Origin of the sequence: Natronospirillum sp. (assembly GCF_022565775.1) — a bacterium.
Taxonomy (GTDB): Bacteria; Pseudomonadota; Gammaproteobacteria; order Pseudomonadales; family Natronospirillaceae; genus Natronospirillum.
This window is the reverse complement of record NZ_JAIUMC010000005.1, coordinates 37,319-60,502: the sequence shown is the minus strand read 5'-3', so window position 1 is coordinate 60,502 and position 23,184 is coordinate 37,319. Positions and strand designations below refer to the sequence as shown.

22 protein-coding genes are annotated in these 23,184 nt (G+C 60.5%); 5 read left to right on the top strand and 17 right to left on the bottom strand.

The window, feature by feature from the left end; genetic code table 11:
* Positions 1-125: 125 nt before the first annotated feature.
* Genes LAT62_RS02620 through pilM form a run of 10 tightly spaced genes read right to left on the bottom strand, consistent with a single transcriptional unit; the run spans position 126 to position 10,557 of the window.
* Positions 126-1,361: a type II secretion system F family protein gene (locus LAT62_RS02620; RefSeq protein WP_293378516.1), complete on the bottom strand. Its 1,236-nt coding sequence runs from the start codon at positions 1,359-1,361 to the stop codon at positions 126-128.
* Positions 1,361-3,331, bottom strand: coding sequence for a GspE/PulE family protein (locus tag LAT62_RS02615; RefSeq protein ID WP_293378513.1), 1,971 nt, complete (start codon positions 3,329-3,331; stop codon positions 1,361-1,363). Before LAT62_RS02615 ends, LAT62_RS02620 begins: the two co-directional genes overlap by 1 nt.
* Positions 3,318-4,154: a hypothetical protein gene (locus LAT62_RS02610; protein ID WP_293378510.1), complete on the bottom strand. Its 837-nt coding sequence runs from the start codon at positions 4,152-4,154 to the stop codon at positions 3,318-3,320. Before LAT62_RS02610 ends, LAT62_RS02615 begins: the two co-directional genes overlap by 14 nt.
* 17 nt (positions 4,155-4,171) lie before the next feature.
* Positions 4,172-5,362 carry a hypothetical protein gene (locus LAT62_RS02605; protein WP_293378507.1) on the bottom strand — a complete coding sequence of 397 codons (1,191 nt, stop codon included), beginning with the start codon at positions 5,360-5,362 and terminating at the stop codon, positions 4,172-4,174.
* Positions 5,359-6,294, bottom strand: a complete 936-nt coding sequence (locus tag LAT62_RS02600; protein WP_293378504.1) for an AAA family ATPase — start codon at positions 6,292-6,294, stop codon at positions 5,359-5,361. Before LAT62_RS02600 ends, LAT62_RS02605 begins: the two co-directional genes overlap by 4 nt.
* Positions 6,295-6,296: 2 nt before the next feature.
* Positions 6,297-7,889, bottom strand: a complete 1,593-nt coding sequence (locus LAT62_RS02595) for a pilus (MSHA type) biogenesis protein MshL (protein ID WP_293378501.1) — start codon at positions 7,887-7,889, stop codon at positions 6,297-6,299.
* On the bottom strand, positions 7,886-8,329 hold the full coding sequence (locus LAT62_RS02590) for a hypothetical protein (RefSeq protein ID WP_293378498.1): 444 nt from the start codon (positions 8,327-8,329) through the stop codon (positions 7,886-7,888). The genes LAT62_RS02595 and LAT62_RS02590 overlap by 4 nt, the downstream gene beginning before the upstream one ends.
* A complete protein-coding gene (locus tag LAT62_RS02585; RefSeq protein ID WP_293378495.1) occupies positions 8,322-8,972 on the bottom strand; it encodes a hypothetical protein in 651 nt (216 codons plus the stop codon). The genes LAT62_RS02590 and LAT62_RS02585 overlap by 8 nt, the downstream gene beginning before the upstream one ends.
* Positions 8,969-9,598 carry a hypothetical protein gene (locus LAT62_RS02580; RefSeq protein ID WP_293378492.1) on the bottom strand — a complete coding sequence of 210 codons (630 nt, stop codon included), beginning with the start codon at positions 9,596-9,598 and terminating at the stop codon, positions 8,969-8,971. The genes LAT62_RS02585 and LAT62_RS02580 overlap by 4 nt, the downstream gene beginning before the upstream one ends.
* Positions 9,595-10,557 carry a hypothetical protein gene (gene pilM / locus LAT62_RS02575; protein ID WP_293378489.1) on the bottom strand — a complete coding sequence of 321 codons (963 nt, stop codon included), beginning with the start codon at positions 10,555-10,557 and terminating at the stop codon, positions 9,595-9,597. Before pilM ends, LAT62_RS02580 begins: the two co-directional genes overlap by 4 nt.
* A gap of 204 nt (positions 10,558-10,761) precedes the next feature.
* Here pilM and LAT62_RS02570 point away from each other — a divergent pair, with 204 nt between their 5' ends.
* Positions 10,762-11,217 (top strand): tRNA (cytidine(34)-2'-O)-methyltransferase, encoded by a 456-nt coding sequence (locus LAT62_RS02570; RefSeq protein ID WP_293378486.1) that lies wholly within the window; start codon positions 10,762-10,764, stop codon positions 11,215-11,217.
* On the opposite strand, the gene LAT62_RS02565 is transcribed toward LAT62_RS02570, so the two are convergent.
* The 7 genes from LAT62_RS02565 to LAT62_RS02535 all read right to left on the bottom strand — a co-directional run bounded on the left by LAT62_RS02565 (position 11,214) and on the right by LAT62_RS02535 (position 17,897).
* Positions 11,214-12,446, bottom strand: a complete 1,233-nt coding sequence (locus tag LAT62_RS02565) for a UbiH/UbiF/VisC/COQ6 family ubiquinone biosynthesis hydroxylase (protein WP_293378483.1) — start codon at positions 12,444-12,446, stop codon at positions 11,214-11,216. The genes LAT62_RS02570 and LAT62_RS02565 overlap by 4 nt on opposite strands.
* A 24-nt stretch (positions 12,447-12,470) precedes the next feature.
* Entirely contained in the window at positions 12,471-13,667 is a 1,197-nt protein-coding gene (locus tag LAT62_RS02560; protein ID WP_293378480.1) for an FAD-dependent monooxygenase, read from the bottom strand.
* Positions 13,668-13,791: 124 nt separating this feature from the next.
* The gene (locus LAT62_RS02555) at positions 13,792-14,559 is read right to left on the bottom strand and encodes an ABC transporter substrate-binding protein (protein ID WP_293378477.1); all 768 of its coding nucleotides are present in this window, start codon (positions 14,557-14,559) and stop codon (positions 13,792-13,794) included.
* A 217-nt stretch (positions 14,560-14,776) separates the two neighbouring features.
* The gene (gene glnA, locus LAT62_RS02550; protein ID WP_293378475.1) at positions 14,777-16,183 is read right to left on the bottom strand and encodes a glutamate--ammonia ligase; all 1,407 of its coding nucleotides are present in this window, start codon (positions 16,181-16,183) and stop codon (positions 14,777-14,779) included.
* A 554-nt stretch (positions 16,184-16,737) separates the two neighbouring features.
* Positions 16,738-17,202 carry a protein-export chaperone SecB gene (gene secB / locus LAT62_RS02545; RefSeq protein ID WP_293378472.1) on the bottom strand — a complete coding sequence of 155 codons (465 nt, stop codon included), beginning with the start codon at positions 17,200-17,202 and terminating at the stop codon, positions 16,738-16,740.
* A 6-nt stretch (positions 17,203-17,208) separates the two neighbouring features.
* Complete coding sequence (gene grxC / locus LAT62_RS02540) at positions 17,209-17,517, bottom strand: glutaredoxin 3 (protein WP_293378469.1); 309 nt, start codon at positions 17,515-17,517, stop codon at positions 17,209-17,211.
* Positions 17,481-17,897: a rhodanese-like domain-containing protein gene (locus tag LAT62_RS02535; protein ID WP_293378466.1), complete on the bottom strand. Its 417-nt coding sequence runs from the start codon at positions 17,895-17,897 to the stop codon at positions 17,481-17,483. The genes grxC and LAT62_RS02535 overlap by 37 nt, the downstream gene beginning before the upstream one ends.
* Before the next feature lie 400 nt (positions 17,898-18,297).
* Here LAT62_RS02535 and gpmI point away from each other — a divergent pair, with 400 nt between their 5' ends.
* From gpmI to LAT62_RS02515, 4 genes are all read left to right on the top strand, one after another.
* Positions 18,298-19,851 carry a 2,3-bisphosphoglycerate-independent phosphoglycerate mutase gene (gene gpmI / locus LAT62_RS02530; RefSeq protein ID WP_293378463.1) on the top strand — a complete coding sequence of 518 codons (1,554 nt, stop codon included), beginning with the start codon at positions 18,298-18,300 and terminating at the stop codon, positions 19,849-19,851.
* On the top strand, positions 19,844-21,025 hold the full coding sequence (locus tag LAT62_RS02525) for a peptidoglycan DD-metalloendopeptidase family protein (RefSeq protein ID WP_293378460.1): 1,182 nt from the start codon (positions 19,844-19,846) through the stop codon (positions 21,023-21,025). Before gpmI ends, LAT62_RS02525 begins: the two co-directional genes overlap by 8 nt.
* Positions 21,026-21,097: 72 nt before the next feature.
* Entirely contained in the window at positions 21,098-22,387 is a 1,290-nt protein-coding gene (locus LAT62_RS02520) for a S41 family peptidase (protein WP_293378457.1), read from the top strand.
* Between the two features lie 77 nt (positions 22,388-22,464).
* Positions 22,465-23,172, top strand: coding sequence for a divergent polysaccharide deacetylase family protein (locus LAT62_RS02515; RefSeq protein WP_293378454.1), 708 nt, complete (start codon positions 22,465-22,467; stop codon positions 23,170-23,172).
* Positions 23,173-23,184: the final 12 nt, after the last annotated feature.

Genomic DNA, 23,184 nt, shown 5'->3' with positions numbered 1-23,184 from the left:
GCTGATCCTGCCGCCACATGGCCAGACTCGCCGCAGCGCCATCCTGGCCTTTGTTCCTGCACTAGAGCATAAACGGAGCGTAAACGCGAAGGCAAGTTTGTTGTTCAGAATTTTGACGGCTCTTATCAGATGCCACCTGCCCCGGCGGCCAGGTCCCACATGGGCAAAAAGATGCCGAGCGCCAAAATGGTGACAATGCCCCCCATCATCACGATCAGGATGGGTTCTATCGACTGGGAGAGCGTCTTCAGCTCGTATTCGATCTCCTGGTCGTAGAAGTCGGCCACATCGCGCAGCAGATCACTGAGATTGCCGGTTTCTTCGCCGACCGAAATCATCTGCAGTATCAGCGGGTTGAACATGTCGCTGGCGCTGGCGGTGGACAGAATGCTTTCGCCCCGCTCAATGCCGTTCTGCATGCCTTCGATGCGCTGGCCGATAAAGACATTGCCGACGGTTTTTGACGAGATGCTCAGCGCCTGCAGCAGCGGCACACCGGCGTCCAGCATCATGGCAAAGGGCCGCGTGAAGCGGCTCATGGCAATGCGACGGAATATGGAGCCGACCAGCGGCAGTCTGAGAAAAAGGCGATCACGGAAGTACTGCCCCCCGGGAGTGCGCACATAACGCTTCCAGGCGATGATGGCCGCAACAATGGCGGCGCCGATCATCAGGCCGTACTCGATCATGAAATCCGATGTATTGATCAGGATAAGGGTGAAAATGGGCAGATCCTGCCCGAGGCGCTGAAAGACGCTGGCGAAATTCGGAATGACCATGAAGTTGATCACGACCATGGCCACGGTGATGGCAATCACCACGAACAGGGGATAGCGGGTGGCCTGCTTGATCTGCCGCTGGGTGCTCTTCTCCAGTTCCAGATGATCAATCAACTGCTTGAACGCCAGATCCAGCTGGCCGGTGGTCTCGCCCATGGTGATCATGGCGATAAAAAGCGGATTGAACACCTTGGGGTGGCGAGCCATTGACGTCGCCAGGTCATTACCGGAGGTCAGCGTGCGCCCGACTTCGCGCAGCACTTCGCACAACCGTTTGTTCTGACTGGCGTCTGCCAGACCATTGACCGCGCGCATCAGGGGGATGCCCGACCGCGTCAGCGAATACATCTGGCGGCAGAACAGGATCAGGTCATCATTGGTAATGTTGGGCCAGAACAGTTTGCGCCATTGCGCCGTGTCCTGCTGCGGGCCCTTGGGCCGGCGTCGTGTCGGCTCGACACTCAGCGGCAGGATATCGCGCCGCTTGAGTTCATCCAGGGCCTGGTCCATGGAGCGGGCTTCAATCACGTCGCTGACCGACTGGCCTTCGCTGGTGCGCCCCTTGTAGGCAAAGTTGGGCATCAGTAGCTGCCCTCACCACCCGGCTTCCGGGGTTCTTCGTCCAGTGGCTCCAGCTCGAACCCGGGTGACTCGAAGTGCTGACTGGGCAGGGGTTCAACCGGCCCGTCCGAATCAGGCGCCTCTGTGTCTGTGCTGACAGCCGGCTTTTCCTTGTCGGCAGCAGGCTTGCTGCGCTTGGCTGCCGCGTGGCCGGCTGCCCCCCCGTGCATGATGTTCTGGTTGGACACATTGCCGGCATCCCGATCTTCGAGGTCAGCCGTGATACGGAACACCTCGGCCAGGTCGGTAATGCCTTCACGGGCATATTCCAGCGCCCGCTCGGTCATGTTGACGAAGTAGGGGTTGCGCTCTGCGGCTTCGACGAACCGGTTGGGGTCCTGATCGCGCAGGGCATGCAGCATGGCATCATCCAGTTCCAGCAGCTCATAGACACCGATACGCCCGCGGTAGCCGGTATTGTTGCACTGATAGCAGCCACTGCCCCGGAAATACTGGGTCTCGGCATCGGGTTCATGGCCCAGATGTGAAAGCCAGATGCGCTCCCGCTCGTCCGGTTCATAGGGCTGGCTGCAGTTGTCGCAGATGCGCCGCACCAGCCGCTGGGCGACAATGGCGCGCAGCGACGAGGCCACCATGTAGGGCTCAACGCCCATGTCGGCCAGGCGGATGGCGCTGGAAATGGCGTCATTGGTGTGCAGTGTACTGAGCACCATGTGGCCCGTCAGGGCGGCACGAATGCCCACGGATACGGTTTCCTGATCACGCATCTCGCCGACCAGAATGACATCCGGGTCCTGACGCAGGGCAGAGCGCAGAATCCGGGCAAAATTGAGTTCGATCTTGGGATTGACCTGTACCTGCTGGATGCGGGGCAGGCGATACTCGATCGGATCTTCCGCAGTAATGATCTTGCGATGCGCCTTGTTCAGCTCCGTCAGTGCGGCGTAGAGCGAGGTGGTTTTACCGCTGCCCGTCGGGCCCGTGACCAGGATCAGGCCGTGCGGCCGCTCGATCTGCAGCTTGAAACGCTCCATGACCGAGGGCGGCATGCCCAATCGGTCCAGGGTAAGGATGCCGGCCGTCTGATCGAGCAGACGCATGACCAGTGATTCACCATACTGGGTAGGCATGGTGGACAGGCGGATGTCGATACTCTTGTCCAGAATACGGATATTGAACCGGCCATCCTGCGGCAGGCGCTTTTCCGAAATATCCAGATTCGACATGATCTTGAGGCGCAAAACCAGCGCATTGGCGGCCCGCTTCTCTTTCATCACTTGTTCCTGCAACTGGCCATCGACCCGCAGGCGCACCCGCAGTGTGGTTTCATCCGGCTCTATGTGGATATCCGAGGCGCCCGCCTGCACGGCATCTTCCAGGATGGTCTGCAGCAGGCGGACCACCGGCGCATCCTGGGTGTCGGTCTCACCGGCCAGTTGCGCCAGGTCAAAGTCGCTTTCGCGCAGTTCTGTTTCCAGTTCGCCGGCCAGTGAGGCGATGGCGCCACTCTTGCGATAGACCTGATCCAGCGTGGCGAGCAGTTCGCTTTCACGCACGATGGCGGGTTCAACCGCCTTGCCCAGAGTACGGGCGATTTCATCCCGTGCCATCAGGTCGAGGGGGTCTGACATGGCCAGTTGCACCGAATTGCCCCGTTCGGCGAGCAAAATACAGCGATAGCGTCGGGCATGACTTTCGGGCAGCTTTTGCACCAGTTCCCGATCCAGATTGAAGCGGCGCAGGTCAAGAAACGGGATGTCAAGGTGGTCGGCAAGCACTGTCAGCATGCGATCTTCCGAGACCATGCCCATGTCGACCAGCAGGCGACCGATCTTTTTGCCGGAGTTCTTCTGCTCTCCCAGTGCCAGCTTGAGCTGCCCTTCGGTCAGAACCCCCTTTTCGACCAGCAGATCGCCGAGTCGGATACGGGGTTTGGCGGCTTGGCCGCTCGATGCTTCAGTCTGTGTCATGCTGTTCTATGATCTCCCGCAGGCGCTGACGAGCGAACCAGGTGTAGCGGTTCTCGCCGCGCATGATGCGCACATAATAGGTATACACTTCGCGCGCTTTCTTGTGATAGCCGAGGTCGTCCAGTGAGTAGGCCAGGCAGTAGTACCAGATCTGCAGCGGCTGTGCCCGGCGCAGCAGACGCTGATACTGTGCGACGGCAGCCCTGTGATTGTCCAGCTTTTGCTGGCACCAGGCCAGCAGCCAGATGACCGAGGCGTTGTCGTGCTGGTTGCCAAAATGCTTTTCCAGCACCTCCAGGGCAGACTTTTCGCGTCCGTCGGCCGCCTGCAGCCAGGCGCTCAGGTAGAGCAGCGCAATACTGTCGGACAGTATGGTCAACCCCTGGGTGATGATCTGGCGCGCTTCGTCCAGCCGGCCCGCTTCAACGGCCTCAAACGCATCGGAGGCCAGCTCTTTCTCGGTTTCCGATGTCATGGAAAAGTCCGCGAGCTCGGGCACTGGGCGAGGTACGGGGAACTCCTTTTCGGGCATGGCCAGCTCTGCGGCTTCGCCGGTGGAAACCCGCAGCAGTGGAACACCGTGTTCATCAGTGGCCTGATTGGCAATCCGGACCCGGTCCAGCACTGCGTGTGCCATGGGCAGATGCTTGTCATTGACAATAATCCGAATCAGTTCGGCATGCGACAGAAAGCCCCGATTCACCAGAATATGGCCCAGCAGGCGCTCTGGTGACTCCTTCTGTTCTGTCAGAGCATCTTCCAACTGCCCACGAGTGACCAGTTTCCTGGCCAGCAATATTTCTCCGAGACGCTGGTTCTGCATACGGTCTCCTCGCCGGATCAGCCCGACAGCTGCTGCAGCCGCTCGCGGGCATAGCGAACCAGGCTTTCCGGCTGGCCTTGGGTCCGATTCAGGTATGTCTCGAAATACAGTATAGCCTGTCCATCATTTTGCAGGTGATCATTGCAGATCGCCAGCCAGAGATACCATTCCTGCTGAGGGTTATCGGCCCGGCGCAGCAGTTCTTCATAGTGCCGACGTGCGTCGCTGTAGGCACCGGCCTGATAGTCCGCATAGGCGCGCAGTTCGAGCTCCTGCCGATTGTGGCCCGGGCGCACGGCATAGCGGGCTGTTTCTGCCTGGCCATCCCGCAACAGGAGGCGCGCATACTGCTGGCGTACATCGGTATGGTCATCTCTGGCCAGCCGCTCTCGCAGGCTGCTCAGGGCGCGCTCCCTGTCACCATCGTCAAATCGCTGCCGGGCTTCGCGCAGCGCCTGCTGGCGTTCCGTGCTGGAGAACACGGTGCCAGTTGACGCAGTGGATGTCTGGCCGCTGGCTGTAAAGCGGGTACCGGAGTCCGATCCCCCGGCAGTAGGCTCGACCACCTGTTCAATTGGCTCGGCGTCCAGGACCTGCACGGCAACCACTGCCGCATTATCCGCGGTGGGCGGTGCCAGTTCCGGCAGGTCTTCCAAGGGTGCTTCCGCACTGCTGGACTCGTCTGTCACGGTTTGGGTCACCCGCGCAATATCCGGCCCGCTGTCTGATGCTGAACCAGTGCCTTTGCTGGGCTCGGGCACCGGGTCTCCGGCAGGCTGCGCTGAGGGCGCTTCTGGGTCGGGTTCGGGCAGACGTGCGGGCAGCACCAGGTTGAATTCTTCTTGCGGCCAACTGCTCAGCCCCCAGGTCTCTGTCAAGCCGCTATCGGCGCGCAGCGAGATTTGCGGACGCTCGGCAGCGGTTTCTGCCTCTGCCAAGGATTCCGTCTCGGGCTCGGGGCTCAACAGCACGATGCCTTGCCAGCCGATCAGGGCCAGTAGCCCGGCATAGGCACAGAAAAACGCGGCCCGGCGCCAATGCGGGGGGCGTTCGCGGCGGGCACCGGCCAATGGGTCGAAACGGGGTTCGGAGTATTCCGCAGCCTCGTCGATGGGTGTGCCGGCGGCAGGCGAGTCGGCTGCATCGGTCGGCGGATGACCCGGGGCTGCTGCCTTGCGCTGCAGCGCGTCTGCGACCAGCCGGCTCATGGCAAGAACTCCAATAGCAGGCCGGAAGCGCCGCCGAAGTTCATCACCAGCAGAAGAACTGCAAGCAGAACCAGCGGTATCAGACCCAGAGCCGGCCACCAGCCGCCACCCCAGCGCACCGTGGCCTGGGTATCGGCAGCGGCCCGGCGAATGTCTCCCGGGGTGACCAGTTGCTGACCGCGGGCATAGGCTGACAGCAGCGCCTTGTGGCACAGGATATTGAGCAGACGAGGTACGCCCCGGCTGTATCGGTACAGCCGTTTGAGAGCGCCCGGCGTGAACACGGGTGCTCCCCGGTAGCCGGATGCCTGCATCCGCGCCTGTACATAATGACCGACATGGTGGGCGGCCATGGGTTCCAGTGTGGCGTGAAAGGCAATGCGCTGGCGCAGCTGGCGGAAGCGATGCTGGCTCAGCACGGCGTCGAGTTCCGGCTGACCCAGCAACACGATCTGCACCAGCTTGCGGGTCTCTGTTTCCAGATTGGTAATCAGGCGCAGCGCTTCCAGAGTGTCGGGTGGCAGTGCCTGCGCCTCGTCAATAATGATCACGGCGGTGCGCCCCCGATCCACCTCTGCCAGCAGGCACTGTTGTATGCCCTCGAACAGGTCGGCATAGCGTTGTGTACCCGCCCCTTCGATCTGTAATGCCGAGGCAATGGCGCGCATCAGACCCAGTGCACTGAGCATCGGGTTGGGCACATAGATGGGAAGGTATCGTTCATCGTCCTGCAGAAACTGCAGCAGGCGGCGGCTGAGCAGGGTTTTTCCGGTGCCGACATCACCCACGATCTTGACGAAGCCTTCATTGGACTCGATGGCAAACCGCAGCAGGTCGAAGCAGGCGGCGTGGCTGTCCAGGCTGACCAGTCTTCCGGTGTCCGGGGTCAGGCTGAATGGCGCATGATCTAGTCCGAAAAAGGCCTCATACATGGTCAGGGTTCTAGCAGTCGTGTCGAGGTATTCCTTATATCTTCCTCAAAGGTGCCGGCGTCGGCAATAGCCGGGCGCAGCAGAATGATCAGTTCGGTCCGCTCGGTGGATTCTCGATCCTGACCCAGCAGCCAGCTGAACAGTCCGCTGCCGCGATTGGGTACGCCACTGCGAAGGCTGGTGATGGAGTTCTGCAGCAGACCGCCGATCACCACCACCTGGCCATTTTCCGCCCGGATGACACTGTCGGTTTCGCGGATGGTTGAACTGGCCACCGGCAGGTTGAACGCCTCTCCCTGAATGGTGAACGAGCGGTTGGTGGCGGTCACCTGAATCACTGACGGGTGAACATGCAGGATAATCTGGTCGTTGTCGGCAATCTGCGGTGTGACATCCAGTGCGATACCGGAGAAATAGGGCTCAAGCGTGAAGCTGGGGTTAAGTTGCTGCTCGCCATCACTGTCAGTGGTGGTCACTGAGCTGACATTGACGAACTGCTCCTCGCTGCCCACCTTGATCATGGCTTTCTGGTTGTTCACCGTCGAAATTCGCGGGCTGGACAGCACTTCTACTTCGCCCTGGGTGCGCAGAGCCCGCAGCACCGAGTTGAAGTTACGCAGGTTCAGGCTGAGGTTGAAGACGCCATCCAGATCCGAGTCAGCCGAACTGGGTGAACTGCCGGATACGCCAGCGCCGATATCAAGACCGCTGACGCCACCGATGTCGTCGCCCAGAATGCTCCAGTCGATACCCGAGGCAAAGGTGTCGGTCAGGCGCACTTCCAGAACCCGTGCTTCGATGATCACCTGCTGCTGCAGCGCCAGCTCGGCTTCATACAGAAAATCGCTGATGGTGCGCAGTTCACTGGGCGGCGCCTTGACCACGATCAGGCCGGTCTGTCGGTTGATGACCAGTTGGCGGTCTCCGCCCGAGCCCATCATCATGCTTAGGGTGGCTTCCAGCGTGCCCCAGAAATCTGTTTCATTGCGCGTATCCAGCTGGCTGGACTGGCCGCCGCTGGTGATCTGGCCGGTGCTGATACCCGTGGTCGAGGAGCCGCTGCGCTGCACGTCCAGATAGTTGACCCGGAACATTCGGGTCTGCAACTGGTCACCGCTGACCCGATAGCCATAGTCGGTGCGCGAAAAGGCGATGCCCATCTGGTCCTGCAATGCATGCATGACATCCCGCACCGTGACATCGCGCAGGCGCAGCGACACAGTACCGTTTACGCCGGAGTCCAGCAGTATATTGGTATTGGCAACTTCGGCGAGATCATCGAGGAACTGCGCCAGTTCGACATCGGTGGCTGACACATCGAACCGCTCTAGTGAGGTCGGCTCGGCATCCAGCACCATGGCATCCAGTTCCGGCGGCAATTCGGGTGCTGCCTCACGGCCACGTGCCTCAGGCGCCATATCGGCCAGGCGCTCAGCCATGCGTTCCTGAGCGGCAGGCTCAGGCGCCTCCGCCCCCTCTTGGCCCGCCGGAGTGCCCGCACAGGCGGCCAGCCACAACAGCATGGGCAGCAGCGTAAACGCGCGCCTGCGCGCAAGCGGACGGGCTTGGGGTAAAGCGATGGCAGCGAGATTCATCGAGCCTCCTGTGGCTGTCCTGAAGATGAAGAACCAGTGTTTTCGCCTTCCTGATCGTTCAGTCGCTGGAACCGGGCCCTGGCCTGATCCAGCTGCAGCGTGTGTGAATTGCCCTGCGCCCTTACCTGCACGTTGTCAGGATCAATGCGGCTGATAGTGACCCCATCCGCGAGCCTGTCGCCTGTTTCGTACCAGGTGCCGTTGATGCGGGCACGTTGTATCGATCCCATCTGATACACCGCCTGCAGGCGGTATTGGTCCGGGTTGAAGCGCGGCGCTTGCGCAGGCTGGGCTGTCGACGGTGCCGGAGTAGTGACGGGGGGTGGCGTCGGGGTCGGACGCATGGGATCGGCCAACTCGTCCGCCGGTGCACCGGCCGCACCCAGAGTCAGGAAGATGGCACACATCCAGCCCCTGCGGGCGGTGGAATGATCAGACATTGAGCCAACCCTCCTCATTGCTGAGCGTGTACAGGGTAATGGTCAGACGCCCGTTCGGGTACTGCCCGATTTCATAATGCATGCTCTGCCAGTAGATCTGCCACTCCGAGTCTTCAACAGCACGGATATAACGGGCAATCGCATTGAAGCTGCCGTCCAGTTCCATGGTCAGGGCATGGCGATAGACTTGGGTGCCTTCGTCCCCGGAGCTGCCGGTGCTCGTCATCGGCAGAGTCTCCAGCCGGCGCAGGCGCAGTCCGTCCTGACGCTCCAGCAGTTGGCGCAATACGCGCACCATCTCTTCCGGTGTCACCAGGTTGGCAGTGATGGTGGTAATGGTCTCATTGGTCCTCGTGATATCGACACCCAACTGTTCAATCTGGCGCTGCAACTGGTCCTGACGGGGGTCATCCTGATCCTGTTGCAGGCTCAGCAACTGGGCTTCGAACTCAGCGGTGAGCCGTTCCTGGCGCGCTATCTGTGCGCGGTCTTCCTCCACGTTCTGCCAGCCCAGCAGCGTGATGGCGCCATACTGGGCGCTGCCGATCAACAATACGAGAATGATGCCCAGCAGCCAGGAATCGCGCGCCCGCAGCCGGAGCAGGTGTTGGTTCAGTCGGTAGAGGAGCGCCCTCAATCTCATGGTTGCCGCCTCCCTGCCGTACCTTCACTCATGCCCCGGGTTTCGAGGCTGAAGCCATAGAAGCCGGCATCGCCGTCCAGTTGCTGCAGACGCAGGTCGTCGAAATGCAGCCGAGTGCCGCCGCCGTCACGCAGACGATCCAGATACTGCGGCAACAGGTCAGGTGACTCTGTCTCACCGCGCAGACGCACCCGAACCTGACTCAGTTCAGCCCGGTTGTCGATGCTGAAGGCGGTCAGCCAGACGCCGTCAAGGCGCTGCTCTGCCAGGGTGCGCAGAAAGGCATCATACGAATAGGGGCGGGCGCCGGTGCTGCGCTGCAGGTTGGTCAGCAGCTGGCGGCGCTGGGCGAGGTTGTCGCGCAGCGTGTCTATACTGGCCTCAAGCGCTTCCGTATTTCTGAGGTCGGGGTTGGACACGGCAAACGCCTCCAGCTCACGTTGAGCGGCCTGGGCGTCTTCGGTTGCTGCAGTCAGTGCCAGTTGGCGCTGCTGATACAAATGGAATTGCAGGGCACTGACCAGCCCGGCTGCCAGCACAGCGGCGATCAGCAGCAGAATCAATGTGCCGGCGCGCAGACGACGTTCGTCATTGCGCGACTGGCGAAGATCAATGCGTTGCATCATTTGCGCCCTCCCAGCCATTGCAGCGCTCCGCCGATAGCCACGGCAAAACGGGCGACTTCTGCTTCATCGATGGTGTCCGGTATGTCCAGATGGTCGGCCAGGTTCAGGGGTGCCGCCTGCAGAGAAAAGCGCTTGGCGAGAAAATCGAACAGCGAGCTCTCCAGCGGGGTTTCTGTCAGTAACCGCAACTCCTGCAGACTGCCCAGACCAAGCTGGGTCTCGAAATAGTCGAAAGAACGCTGCAGCTCCAGCGCCAGGGTGTCGAGGCGCACATCGGTGTCGGTGTCCAGAGCAATGCCGCCTTCAGCTGCCGGGGCGTGCGGTTCCTCGTCCGGACTGACCAGATCGCTCAGGCGCAGAGACAGGCTGCGATTGAGGCACAGGTCGCCCTGGTAGCTGGCGCACAGAAAAGACTGATCTGCTTCGACGCGCAGCAGCGCATTGGCATTGTGCTGGCTGCTGTAGGTACTAAGCGTGCGCAATGCCGTGTCGGCAATATCGATGCTGGCCAGGCGCAGCCCGGCCCGACCAAAGGCCGACTCAACCGGTTCGGTCTGCGCACGTCGTGCGATGGCGGCAAAGGCCATTCGGCTGCGGCCACGGAAGGCTTCGCCGGGCAGCATCAAGGTGTCAACGGCGGCTTCTTCAAGCGGGAAGCTGATCAGGTCCTTGACCCGCCAGCGCAGCGCGGAACGGATTTCTTCTTCCGGCACATCGGGAACATCCACCAGCATCAGCTGATAGGCATCATGAGGGAGAATCCAGACCCAGGGCTGGCTGCGCAGTCGGGAGGCTTTGGCGATGTCGCGCAGTTGCTCGGCGGAGATGTCCCGATAGGGCACTTGCTGAAGGCGCTTGATCGCAGGACGCCTGCCGGGCACCACATGAGCCAGCAGAAGATGGTCGGGTCTGGCTTCGCAGCCCACCACGCCTTGTCCGCTCCGGAATAAACGCCCCATCAGACGCTACTACCTCCGTTTCTGTATGATTTCGGCGGACGCATCACTTTCCACCTGGGAATGTTGTGCATCTGCGCGGCTCAATCACTGGGATCCTGATCACTCTTATCTTGGTATTATGGCCAGGGCCAAGAGCGCAAAATGACAAATTCTTGACCGTTAAACCATACTACCGGCTTATTGGCAATAGGAAAAGCGGACATCATGTTCCACCTCGTGCTTTACCAACCCGAGATTCCACCGAACACGGGCAATATCATTCGATTGTGCGCCAATGCCGGCTGCCATCTGCATCTGATCGAGCCTTTGGGGTTCGCGATGGAGGAGAAGGCGCTGCGGCGCGCCGGGCTGGATTATCATGAATGGGCAACGGTGCGGATCCACGCGGATTTCGACGGTTTTTTGACTGCCCAACAGCCGGCGCGTGTCTGGGCGTTAACCACCCGGGCGGAGCACTCCCTGTTCGAGGCCACGCTCAGCGAAGGGGACTATTTTCTGTTTGGTCCGGAAACCCGGGGCTTGCCGGACTCGGTGCTGTCACTCTGGCCGCAGCAGCAGTGGCGTCGGCTGCCCATGCGGGCGGAGGGGCGCAGCCTCAACCTGTCCAATGCGGTGGCGGTGGTGGCCTATGAGGCCTGGCGACAGTCGGGATTTGCCTAGACCGGCAGCCCGGCCGCCTGCCGGATGGCGTTGCGCATCAGGGTCGGGCTTCGATTGAACCCGCTCATGCCCAGATTGCGGGCCAGATGCAGTGCTGGATGGCGAGCACCGAAGAGCCGTTTCAGGCCCTCCATGGCGAGCATGGTCTGCAGGTTGTCAGTTTGTCGTTGCCGCTGGTAGCGGCGCAGAATCAGTGGCTCTTCAAGGGGCAGATTATTGGCCGCGGCGTCATGCAAGACCGCCGCCAGCGCCGCCGCATCCTTGAGCCCCAGATTGGCCCCCTGACCCGCCAGCGGATGGATGCTGTGAGCCGCATCGCCCACCAGTGCCGCACCGGGCTGGACATACCGTTTGGCATGGCGCTGATGCAAGGGAAAGTGCAGAACCGGGCTGTGTAGAGATACCTCGCCCAGAACACTCCCGATACCGGCACTCAGGGCCCGACACTGAGCCGATTTGCCGAGGCCGATGAACTCGTCGGCCGCCGGCGTGTCCAGCGACCAGACAATAGAGCTGGTGTCCGGCAGAGCCAGCGGCAGGAAGGCCAGTGGTCCCTGACGATGAAACGCCTGCCGGGCAGTCTGCGCATGCGGTTGCGTGTGCTGAACCGTGGCTACCACGGCCGTCTGGTCATAGGACCACTCACGGGTTGGCCACTGCAGTTGCGCGCGGAGCGGTGAGCGGGCGCCGTCGGCGATCAACAACAGTCGGGCCAGAATCGTGCGGCCGTCATTCAATACAACCCGCCAGCCATCGGCGTGACCAGCATGATGAGCTTCGCGCTCCACGGTTTCTATTCTGGCCGCCACTGGTCTGACCAGCTCAGGCCAGTCCAGCAGGGCCTGCCAGAGCGCATGCTCGACCACCCGGTTCTCCACGATATGACCGAGTTGCTTCAGTCCGGCCTGTTCTGGCGAGAAGCTGAGCTTGCCACTGCCTTCGGCATCCCAGACCTGCATGTGCGTATAACTGGCCAGACGATCTTCCGGCAACTGCAACCAGATGCCCAACTCACGCAGAAACTGTTCGCTGGCCAGCGAGAGCGCGCTGACCCGCGGGCCGAATGCCGCCGGGCCATCAACCGGCGGCAAGGGCTCGTCGAGCCCCGGACGCGGGTCCACCAGCCCCAGGGTCCAGGGCAGGCCGCGCAGTGCCAACGCGAGGCTGGCGCCCACCATGCCCCCACCGGCAATCAGAATGTCGACCGACTCCATCGGCTGCTCAGCCACTGTGCACTCTCCTGTATCGCGCCATCAAGTCGACATCCCCATGGCCCGCTGCGTCAGTATTTTCCGCACCCCGGGCAGCCCGTTAAGGGCGGCCAGACCCAGGCCCCGGGCATGCGCGACCATCGAGGGTTGCAACCCGAACAGGCTGACCAGCCCATGACAGGCCTGGGCGATCTGTCGCTGGTCCTGTGCCACCCGGTCAGCCCATTGGCGCAGCAGCTGTGCGTTACCCGGGTCGGGGGTCGCCTGTAGCGCTTCACCAAGTTCATGGAGGCTGCGCAGATGCAAGTTGAACCCCTGTCCGGCCACTGGGTGCAGGGTCAGGGCGCCATTGCCGATCACCGCCAGGCGGGCCCGCGCCTGTTCGCGCACCTGGCGAAACTGCAATGGGTAGCTTGACGCTGCTGACACTGCCGTGATCCGTCCCTGAGCGTAGCCAAAACACTCGGTCAGCGCCTGCTGCCAGTCTGTCTTGGTCCAATGGTCAAGGTGCAGAGTAAGGCTGTCTGGCACCACCCAGACCGCGGTCTGTCGGTGCCCGGCCAGAGGCAGCAGGGCGCGCGGGCCTTCGCGGCTGAAGCGTTCGTAGGCTCGACCATCCGAGGGGTATTCCCGTTCCAGGTTCAGCGTGTAGGCCACCTGATGATAATCATGTTGGCGATAGGTCAGCCCGAGCCGGTCTCCGAGACCAGAGCGGCCGCCATCGGCCAGAATCAGCAGGCGGGCTGACAGGGTGTCGCCATCCTCCAGCGTCAGGCTGACCCGATCGGCGGTGAAGCGGACGTCGGCGACGGTGCTGTTGTGCCGGATCTCGGGTTGATCAGCAGCCGGTCCGGACTGCAGCCCCTGATACAGGGCCGCTCCCAGTTGGCGGTTGCTGACCACGGCTCCGAAGGCCGGTTCCTTTGGTCCAGTCTCCAGGTCGGCCGTGCCCCAGTAGCCCTGCTGACTGACTTCGATATGACGAATCTCGCCGACCTGATCACGCAGCCCCTTCATCAGGCCCCAGGTCTCCAGAATATCCAGGCTGCGCCGGTTGAGCGCAGTGCCCCGGTCATCCAGCCCCGGAGGCTGCTTTGCCAGAGATACTGCGCTGTCAGAAGGCGCTTCGGCACTGTCGATCAGCACACAGTTGCGCCGCCAGTGAGCGGGCAGTGCATGAGCCATGGCGAGACCGGTCAGGCCCCCGCCCAGGATTGCAATGTCGTATGTCGGAGCCATAAGTGAAGACACCGGAAAATGTAGTGCCGATGATAGCAATAATTGGCGGGCGTTGTTGATTGAGGACCATTCCCTGGCAAGGATACTGAGGCCGGGTGCATGCCGTGCCTGGCGCAGCCATTAACTATTGACTGATGTTGTAGTCCGTGAGTATTCGGTCGTAGGTGCCGTTTTCCCTGATTTCCATCAGCCCTTCATTGAACGCCGAAATAATGGCTTCGCCGTCCGGGTGGTTCTGGCCAACGGTCAGATGCATATCGTTTCTGGAAATCGGAGTATCGACAAACTCGATATCATTCAGGTAGTCCGGGTTGACCTGGCCGATGTTCTCGCGCGCCACCAGTTCATCTTCCAGTGTCAGATCGATCATGTTGCGGCGGAGGCGGCGTATATTGGTGACCAGGTTGACCGCCGGTTCCTTGAAGAAATGTTCTCCGTTGTCGAACACATCGCCGTAGGCATATTCAATGATATGGCCCAGGCGCTTGCCGGTAAGGTCTTCGGGGGCCTGATAGTCGAAGTCATCACCGGCCCGCTTGATCAGCTTGACTTCATTGGCCAGAAAGGGGTCGCTGTAGTGCAGAAACTGCGCCCTCTCCTCGGTGTACCAGACGCCGACCAGCACATCGTACTCTCCGTCGCGGGCGCCATAGAGCGCCCTGGCCCAGGGCATGATCTCCCAGTCCAGATCAAAGCCTTGAGTCGCCAGTGATTCCCGAACGATTTCAATGGCAATGCCCTGATTGGGCACGTCCGGGTCAAGATAGGGACGCCACGGATCCCCGGCGACGACCAGCGTATCCGCTTTGGCCAGTGATGCGGTCAGGCCGATGATGGCCGCCAACAGAATGGACAACCGACGGTGCGAAGTAAAAACCGAATACAAGAACAAAACAGCGACTCCCCTGATGGTTGCTGTTCTATTGATTATATATATCTAGAAATAGGCATCTATTTAATGTGTAAATGGAACCTATTGACGTCAGTCGTGCAGCGATTTATGACGGTCATAGACGCAAAAAAGCCCCTGTAACGGGGCTTTTGCATTTGGCTGCTGCAACCTGCACGCGCCAGTCGAGACTGGCGCGCGGTGTTCAGGTCATCAAGGCTTAGACCGAGTAGTAAAGATCGAACTCGACCGGGTGCGTCGTCATGCGCAGACGCTCGATGTCATCTTCTTTCAGCTCGATATAGCCGTTGATCATGTCTTCGGAGAAGACACCGCCTTCGGTCAGGAAGGCATGATCTTCTTTCAGCGCTTCCAGGGCCTGCTCCAGAGAGTTGGCCACGGTCGGAATTTCCAGCGCTTCTTCCGCCGGCAGGTCATACAAGTCCTTGTCGGCAGCATCGCCGGGGTGGATCTTGTTCTTGACGCCGTCGAGGCCAGCCATCAGCAGCGCGGCAAAGGCCAGATACGGGTTGGCCGTCGGATCCGGGAAGCGGGTCTCGATCCGCTTGCCTTTCGGGCTGGCCACGTAAGGCACCCGGATGGACGCGGAACGGTTGCGGGCCGAGTAGGCCAGCATGACGGGGGCTTCAAAGCCCGGCACCAGACGCTTGTAGGAGTTGGTGGAAGCGTTGGTGAAGGCGTTCAGGGCACGGGCGTGCTTGATGATGCCGCCAATATAGTACAGGGCGGTCTCGGACAGGCCCGAGTACTTGTCGCCGGCAAACTGATTCACGCCGTCCTTCCAGAAAGACTGGTGAACGTGCATGCCGGAACCATTGTCACCGACCAGCGGCTTGGGCATGAAGGTGGCTGTCTTGCCATAGGCGTGGGCCACATTGTGTACACAGTACTTCATGATCTGGACTTCGTCGGCCTTGGCGACCAGGGTGTTGAACTTGACCCCGATTTCACACTGACCGGCATTGCCCACTTCGTGGTGGTGTACTTCGATGTCCAGACCCATGGCTTCCATGGCATCACACATGGCAGAGCGGACATCATACAGGCTGTCGACCGGAGGCACGGGGAAGTAGCCGCCCTTGACGCGCGGACGGTGGCCCATGTTGCCGCCTTCGAACTTGTCAGCTGACGCCCAGGCGCCTTCTTCCGACTCGATGGAGTAGCCAGCGCCCTGCATATTGACGTGCCAGTTGACACTGTCAAACACGAAAAACTCTGGCTCCGGACCGAAGAAGGCTGTATCGCCCAGACCCGTCGACTTCAGGTAGGCTTCGGCGCGCTTGGCCACAGACCGCGGATCACGCTCGTAGCCCTGCATGGTAGACGGCTCCACGATGTCACAACGCACGATAACAGTGCTGTCTTCGGTGAAGGGATCCATAACCGAAGCGGCGTCATCGGGCATCAGAATCATGTCGGATTCGTTGATGCCTTTCCAGCCGGCGATGGACGAGCCATCGAACATCTGTCCGGTTTCAAAAAATTCTTCGTCGACGCCTTTTGCCGGGATGGTGACGTGCTGTTCCTTCCCCTTGCTGTCGGTGAACCGCAGGTCCACCCATTTGGCGTCGTTATCCTTGATCAGCTTCAGAGTATGCTCTGACATGTTAAAGGCCTCTCCACTATTTGGGCCCTGGGCCGGGCCGATTGCTTTTACACTCAAGATGAGTGGGCTTGCGCTCCACTGCACCACTTGTGGGCATTCAAAGCAAGGCCTGTGCCAGTCCCTCTTGCAACAGGGGGTATTGCGTCGCCGGGTTCGCGCCTGCGAGGGGGTGCAGGATAGCTATGCCCCGTCATGTCGGGCCGTGTGGCCCATCCGTTGGTGCTCACAATTGCGACGGAACTGCAAAGGAGGTGGCGCAGCCGTGCTGAAAGCCGGCGCAAGACAGTCGGGTTGTGCTCAAAAAAGCACCTTTATGGTGCGGCCGTGCACTGAAGTGACGCACGATATCGGTGCGCAGCCTTTACAGGGCTGAGTATAGTGGCATGGCTCTCACGTGACAGAGCCTCTATGGGCTGCTGGTCGAGGTTTTCAGGGGACCCACTACTGGCGTTGCTGCACCATTGTGGGGCGCTTTCTTCAGGGGCGGGGGAACAGAACAGGTGGAGGGTCAGCAAGAGCAGGCGGGCGCGGGCCCACCTGCTGCAAAGTCAGCTTCAGTGGGCCGTTTCGCTATCGGAGTCAGCCGCTTGCTGCTGTTCCTGGCGCTGCTTGTGCAGGGCGTCAAAGTTCACCGGTGCCAGCATTACAGGCGGGAAGCTGCCCTTGACCACCATGCTGTCGACGGTTTCGCGGGCATACGGGAACAGCAGGCTGGGGACATAGGCGCCCAGCATCTGCTCCAGTTGCTGCTCTTCAAACCCGACGATGGTGGCGATGCAGCCCTGCTCGACTTCAGCCAGAAAGGCGGTCTGCTCTTCCAGCTTGGCGGTGACCGTAACCCGGATCACGACTTCGTAGGCGTCATCGGCCAGCTTGCTGGACTTGGTGTTAAGATCAACCTTGATCTTGGGTTTCCATTGCTCGCGGAAAATCTGGGGAGCATTCGGTGATTCGAACGAGGTGTTGCGGGTAAAGAGCCGCTGGATACCAAAACGGGTTTTGGGTTGTTCTTCAGCCATAAAATGTCACTCCTGTGTGCGACCCAGCAGGTCGTCGAGTCGTTGTTGTCTTTCCAATTGAAACAGTTCATCACACCCGCCAACATGCACATCGCCAATCCAGATCTGCGGCACGGTGCGGCTGCCGGCTTTTTTCGTCATCTCGGCGCGCAGGGCAGAGTCGTTGTCGACCGGGCGCTCATCAAAGTCCACCTGCTTGCTCGCCAGCAATTGCTTGGCACGGATGCAAAACGGGCAGAACCGGGTCGTGTAGATCACGACAGGTGCGCGCGGTGACATCAGTTCTTCCACAGCGGCATACGACTGCTTTGCCATTCCATTACGCCACCCTTGAGCCGGTATACCGGATCAAAGCCGGCCTTGCGCAATTCAGCACCGGAGGCGCCCGAACTGTGCCCGACCTGGCAGACGACAATGATGGGCTTCTTCTTGTGCTTTTCCAGTTCACCCATGCGTTCTTTGAGCTTGGCCGCCGGGATGTTGATGGCGTGAGGCAGATGGCCCTTGCCAAAGTCTTCCGCTTTACGCACATCCACGACCACCGCATCCTGGGTGTTGATCAGGGTGGTGGCCTGCTGCGGCGTCAGAGACTGGCCGCCACGCGAGGTTTCCGACAGGATGACCCAGACCAGAAAGCCCGCCCACAGGGCCACCAGCATCCAGTTCTGACTGACAAAATCGATTAATTCCAGCATCTCGGCTACTCAGACTCATTCGGCTTCCAGAGAAGAGCGGCGAGTATACACCATGAGTCGGAGGCCATCATCCCCAGTCGAGCAGGCATTATCGGACGGTCCGTGAAGCGTAAAAACGGCGCCCGACCCCTGCCCTGATGGTGGTGTGGCGGCAGGTGACTCGCTACCCCGGCTCAATCTGAGTAGAATAGGGAGCGAAAGTGCCCCTCAAGCCGATTTCATTGATGCCACACAGACCATAATGACCGGGCAGCGACTGAACGGAGACCGCAAGGCGTCCGCAGTTCGCCATAACAAGATCAGAAATGAACGGGACACCGGCAGAGACTACCTGCAGCAAGACGGGTGTTCATGGATCTGGTCGGGGGAGTTGAGTTAACGCATTGAAGCAGAGGTCACTATGTCTGCAGCAAATCAGTCTGCGCAAAAGAAAACCGTCGCCCTGATTATTCTGGACGGCTTCGGATACAGCGAAACATCACAGTCGAATGCCATTCGTGAGGCCAATACGCCCACCTGGGATCGGCTCTGGAAGGACTATCCCCACAACCTGGTGAAAACCTCCGGGCTGGCGGTCGGTCTGCCCGAGGGGCAGATGGGCAACTCCGAAGTGGGGCACATGAACCTGGGTGCCGGGCGCATCGTGTACCAGAGCTTTACCCGCGTCTCCAAGGATATTGAAGACGGCCACTTTGCCCACAATGAAGCGCTGGTTCATGCTGTCGAAAGCGCCAAAAAAGCCGGCGGCAAGGTGCACATTCTTGGCCTGGCTTCCCCTGGTGGCGTGCACAGCCATGAAGACCATCTCATTGCCATGATCGATCTGGCGGCAGCCCGCGGCGTCGACGTCTGTGTACACGCCTTCCTGGATGGCCGCGATACCCCGCCGCGCAGCGCCGAGGCGACACTGAAAAAGCTGCAGGAGCACAGTAAAGCCAAGGGCGTAAGCGGCGTGGTGTCATTGATCGGACGCTACTACGCGATGGATCGTGACAACCGCTGGGAGCGGGTGCAGCAGGCCTACGATCTGCTGACGCAGGGCAAGGCCGAGATAGTAGCCGCCGATCCGGTGGCGGGCTTGCATACCGCCTATGAGCAGGACAAGGATGATGAATTTGTCCCCCCCACCTCGATTCGGTCCGGTGATGACGCGGCTGTAATGGCGGATGGTGACAGTGCCGTATTCATGAACTTCCGCCCTGACCGGGCGCGCGAACTGACCCGGGCCTTCGTTGACGACGGTCTGGACAGCGATCTGGACCGCAGTGTGCGGCCGGCACTCTCCGACTTCGTGACCCTGACGGAATACGCTGCCGACATCAAAGCCTCCTGTGCCTATCCGCCGACACCGCTCAAGAACACGCTTGGCGAATACCTGGCGGACAAGGGCAAGACCCAGTTGCGGATTGCCGAAACTGAAAAATACGCCCATGTCACCTTCTTCTTCAACGGTGGCGAAGAAAAGCAATATGCGGGTGAAGATCGCGAACTGGTGCCCTCACCGAGAGTCGCGACCTATGACCTGCAGCCGGAAATGAGTGCGCCTGAGGTCACCGAAAAGCTGGCTGCGGCCATCCGCTCCGGCAAATATGACCTGGTGGTCTGCAACTACGCCAATGGTGATATGGTCGGGCATACCGGCAAGATGGATGCCGCCATCAAGGCCGTGGAGACGCTGGACTGGGCACTTGCAGAAGTCACTCAGGCCATCCTGGATGTGGACGGCCAGTGCCTGATCACCGCAGACCACGGTAATGTCGAACTGATGGTCGACCCGAAAACCGGTGGCGCCGTGACCTCCCATACGGTGTTTCCCGTACCGTTGGTCTATGTCAGCAACAACAGGCAGAAGGCGCTGAAAGAAGGGCGCCTGTGTGATATTGCGCCGACTTTGCTGTACATGCTGGGCGAGACGCAGCCGGAAGAGATGACGGGTGATAACCTGCTTGGCTGACGCGCACGACAAGGTCGGGCTGTCGTCGCGGCGCCTGTTGCGCCGCGGCGCTCTGCTGCTGTGTCTGGGGCTGACGGTGGTCAGCCTGCAGGTGCCCGGTCAGAATTCGGTGTCGCAGGCTGATATCGATGCGCTGGTGGCGGAGATCGAGCGACTGCAGAATCGCCTGGAGCAAAACCGGGCGGAGCGCAGCCGCATGGCACAGCGTCTTGAAGAGTCCGAGCGCGAGATTGCCGCCAATCGACGGCGTCTGAGTGATGTGGAGTCTGCGCTGGCAGAGACGGAGGACGAGCTTACCGGATTGCGCTCGCGCGAGCGCACTCTGGAGGCCCGTCGTCAGGAGCAGGCACGCGACATCGAGACCTTGCTGGTGTCCGCCTACAAGAGTCAGCAACAGACGCCGCTGAAAGCGCTGTTGTCGCCGGATTCGCTGTCACATGGGCAGCGGATGATGACCTTTTACCAATACTTTAATGCCGCTCAGGTGGCGGAGCTGCGGGCATACGAACAGACTCTGACCGAGTTGCTCGAAGTGACCGCGGGTATCGCCGCACGGCAGGCCGACCTCGAAGCGCAGAACGCGCAGTTGATTGAAGAGAATAATCGGTTGTTGCAGAACCGCAATGAGCGGCGTCAGGTGGTGGCCCGACTGGCCGAGGAAATCGCCACGCAGGAACAGGAAGTGGCCGAGAAGGAGGCCGAGCGCGAGGAACTGGAAGCGCTGCTGCGCGAAGTGGAGCAGGCGCTGGAGCAGTTCGAATTCGGCGACGACGAAATTCCGTTCGCGGACTTGCGCGGGCAAATGGGCTGGCCCGTTGAGGGCGAGGTCAGGTTACGCTATGGTCAGCGCAACGAGCGCACGAATTTGGTGTCAGACGGATTACTCGTGGCCGCCGAGCCAGGCAGTTCGGTACGAGCCATTCACTACGGCAGGGTAGTCTTTTCCGACTATCTTAAAGGATACGGGTTGATGGTGATCATCGACCATGGAGAAGGATATCTCAGTCTGTACGGACGCAATGAGGTATTGGAGCGGGATGTAGGCGACTGGGTACGCGGTGGGGAAACCATTGCCCAGGTCGGAGATTCAGGGGGCTTTTCCGAGCCTGCTCTGTACTTCGAGGTCCGCCATCGGGGTGAGCCGACTGATCCACAGAACTGGCTTGCACGTTAAATGATCAGGGCGCCGGAATACAGGCGCAATCCAGTCCGGCACCGAAGGCGGGCGTAAAGTGGAGAGAAGTACATGATTTTCAAGACACGTTCGGCGGTCAGTCTGGTAGCGGTCCTGCTGTTTGGCTTTGCAATAGGCGTAGGTTCGACCGTTTATGCAGACCGTCACTCGATTGAACTGAGCGGTAACCTGCCGGTTGACGAGATTCGTCAATTGGCGCAGGTGATCGACCGCATCAAGCGCGCCTATGTGGATGAAGTGGATGACGACGAACTGATCCGCAATGCCATCGACGGCATGCTGTCCGGGCTCGATCCTCATTCCAGCTATCTGACACCGGATGACTTCTCCGACCTGCGGGAATCCACCTCAGGCCGCTTTGGCGGCTTGGGTATTGAAGTACAGATGGAAGACGGGTTGGTTAAGGTGGTGTCACCGATTGATGACACGCCGGCCTATCATGCCGGCGTGCGCGCCGGTGATCTGATCTCCCGGCTTGATGGCGAGTCCGTGCAGGGCATGAGCCTCAACCAGGCTGTGGACATCATGCGTGGTGAACCGGGAACGGATATCACACTGACCATCCTGCGGGGCAGCGAAACGCTTGAAATCACCATCGAGCGGGCGATCATTCAGGTGACCTCGATCCGCAGCCGTATGCTGGAACCCGGGTTCGGTTTTGTCCGCATCAGTTCCTTCCAGCAGAACACCGGACGCGACCTGGCCCGCGAGATTGACAGCCTGAAAGAAGAATACGGCAGTGACCTGCGTGGTCTGGTGCTGGATCTGCGCAATAACCCGGGCGGATTGCTCAATGCGTCTGTTGATGTGGCGGATGTGTTCCTGTCCGAAGAACTGGTGGTCTACACCGAAAGCCGGATTCCCGACAGTGCTCACCGCTACCATGCGCGCCGCTCCACGCCCTACCCGGATATTCCCCTGGTCGTACTGGTCAATGGCGGCTCGGCTTCGGCCAGTGAGATCGTGGCCGGTGCCCTGCAGGACCACGGTCGTGCGGTAATCCTGGGCACCCAGAGTTTCGGCAAGGGCTCGGTACAGACCGTGCTGCCGCTGGACAATAACAGCGCGCTCAAACTGACCACTGCCCGCTATTATACGCCTGCCGGTCAGTCGATTCAGGCCGAGGGCATTACCCCGGATCTGGTGGTACGCCAGGGCCAGTTCGCTGTGGATGATATGCCGCTGCGCCGTGAGCGCGACCTGCGCGGCCATCTCGAGCGGCTGGCGGATGAAGCAGACATGGATCCTTCAGAGCTGGACGAGGAAGAACTAATCAATCGCGACTTCCAGCTCTATGAGGCATTGAATCTGCTCAAGGGTCTGTCGATACTGCAGCGGTGATCATGCGGACTCGGGGCGGATCATGGAGGCATTGCACAGCACTGTACCTCCTGTTGGTCATGGTAGCCGGTCTTTCAGTGCCGGCAGCCGACGCCGCTCCGGGTCCACGCATGGTCATCATCATCGATGACCTGGGCAACAATCGGCGCCTCGGTGAAGCGGCAATCGACCTGCCGGGAAACCTGACTTTTTCCATTCTCCCCGGGCTGGCCTACAGCACCGCGCTGGCCGAGCGTGCGCATGCCGAAGGACGCGAAGTGATGCTGCACATGCCGATGGCCAACCACAGCCGTTTCCCCCTGGGCCCGATGGGGCTGGAAGCCCACATGACGGCCAATGAATGGCAGGAGACGCTGGACGAGGCGCTGGCTGATGTCCCGCATGCCGCCGGGCTCAACAACCATATGGGCAGCCTGCTGACAGAGCGCGAAGAGCCGATGGGTCTGGTCATGGAGACCCTTTCAGAGCACAACCTCTATTTTATCGACTCCCTGACCAGTGCCCGCAGCATCGCTTATCAGACTGCGCGACAGCATGATGTGCCGGCGCTCAAGCGCCATGTCTTTCTGGATCATGAGCAGACGGATGCCTTTATCAGCGGGCAGTTCGAACAGGCTTTGGCCATCATGGAGCAGCAGGGCTGGGTGATCATGATTGGCCACCCCTACCCGGAAACGATCGATTTTCTGGACTGGATACTCCCGTTACTGGACGAGGTCGGAGTAGAGCTGGTCACCCCATCGGAGTTGATTCGCACGCAACAGCCATTGACACTGGCAGACTGACCGTCGGCCGAA